The sequence below is a fragment of the Streptomyces sp. NPDC021562 genome (assembly GCF_040640875.1).
Taxonomy (GTDB): domain Bacteria; phylum Actinomycetota; class Actinomycetes; order Streptomycetales; family Streptomycetaceae; genus Streptomyces.
The window spans coordinates 1-1,423 of record NZ_JBFACN010000092.1 but is presented as its reverse complement, the minus strand read 5'-3'; the positions used below and the strand labels follow the sequence as shown (position 1 = coordinate 1,423).

2 protein-coding genes are annotated in these 1,423 nt (G+C 65.5%); one reads left to right on the top strand and one right to left on the bottom strand.

All coding sequences use genetic code 11. The annotated features are described in order from the left end of the window. The first annotated feature begins 42 nt into the window (after positions 1–42). Positions 43–902, top strand: a protein-coding gene (locus AB0G52_RS41125; RefSeq protein WP_361344410.1) for an IS5 family transposase whose coding sequence is annotated in 2 segments (ribosomal slippage) — positions 43–385 and positions 385–902 — 861 coding nt in all. Because the reading frame shifts where the segments join, the coding sequence is not laid out codon by codon here. 8 nt (positions 903–910) lie between these two features. Here AB0G52_RS41125 and AB0G52_RS41120 read toward each other — a convergent pair. Beyond that, positions 911–1,279: a hypothetical protein gene (locus tag AB0G52_RS41120; protein WP_361344407.1), complete on the bottom strand. Its 369-nt coding sequence runs from the start codon at positions 1,277–1,279 to the stop codon at positions 911–913. Between the last annotated feature and the right edge of the window lie 144 nt (positions 1,280–1,423).

The window sequence follows — 1,423 nt, the reverse complement described above, 5'->3', positions numbered from 1 at the left end:
CCTAGAGCGTGTCTCCTTGATCCGCTCGTCGGTTGATCAGATATGTCCGTCCGGCTAGTGATCACTGATGCGATGTGGGACCGAATCGAGCCGTTCATGCCGGCCGACCCGGTCCGCGGTCGGCGATGGGCCGATCATCGTCGAACGTTGGAGGCCATCGCATGGAAGTACCGCACCGGCTCGCCCTGGCGGGATCTGCCGGACGAGCTGGGCTCATTCCAGACTGCTCACAAACGGCTGATCAGGTGGGCCATGGACGGCACCTGGGAACGGATTCTTGCCGCGCTTCTGGCATCGGCCGATGGTGCTGACGACATCGGCTGGACCGTGTCAGTGGACTCCACCGTCTGCCGAGCCCATCAACACGCCGCCGGAGCCAGGAAAAAGGGGCGCCAGATCGGGCTGAACCCGACGACCATGCACTCGGACGTTCCCGCGGCGGCCTGAGTACGAAAGTCCACCTCGCCAGCGACAGCCACGCACGCCCCTTGGCCCTCCGCGTCACCGCGGGCCAGGCGGGCGATGCACCAGCCTTCGAGGCCGTCATGGCCGGCATCCGTGTTCCGCGAAGCGGGCCAGGAAGGCCGAGGACCCGCCCCGACACCGTCCTGGCGGACCGCGCGTACTCATCCCGCGCGATCCGTGCGCACCTTCGGCGGCGCGGAATCCGCGCAGTGATCCCTCAGCCGTCCGACCAGATCGGCCATCGACTGCGGCGAGGCCGCGCCGGAGGTCGGCCGCCCGTCTTCGATGCTGAGGCATACAAGCAGCGCAACTCAGTCGAACGCTCCATCAACCGGCTCAAGCAGTGGCGTGGCCTTGCCATGCGAACGGACAAGCTCGCCATCGCCTACCAGGCCGCACTCCACCTCGCTGCCATCTTCATCTGGGCCCGACGGTGAAAGCCGTACTACCGCAGCTCCGTACTTGGTTGGCGGCGCCAGTCCCAATCCGGGTGGCGGTCCAGAAGTGCAACGAACTCATGCGCCGGCAGGATTTCATGGTGGTTGGTGTCGATAAGACCGTCGAAACCATCGAGAACGTGACGGAGGAAGACGCGGGCCGCGTCCATGGACTCGCACGAGACATACACCCCGTACGGCTCGCCGATCTGGGATCTCACTTCCTCCAGCTCGTCCGGCTCGTAGTCCGCCAGGATCCTGCCTGAGAGGTCGAGGTAGTACGAGTACCCGTGCCAGTGGAGCCGCTCGTCACCCGTCGCGTCCGGCGCGAGATCGAAGGAGCGGATTAGCCCCTCAAGGAACGGGCGTCGCTCCACAGGGGCAAGAACAATCGCAGACGGCCAGGACACAAGACTCCACCTCCGTAGCGACAGTATCCGAGCAGCTTTCTCAGGTCGCCTGACTTCTCCACCAGCCGGGGCCGCCTGTCACCGGCGCTGGTCCAAGGAGACACGCTCTAG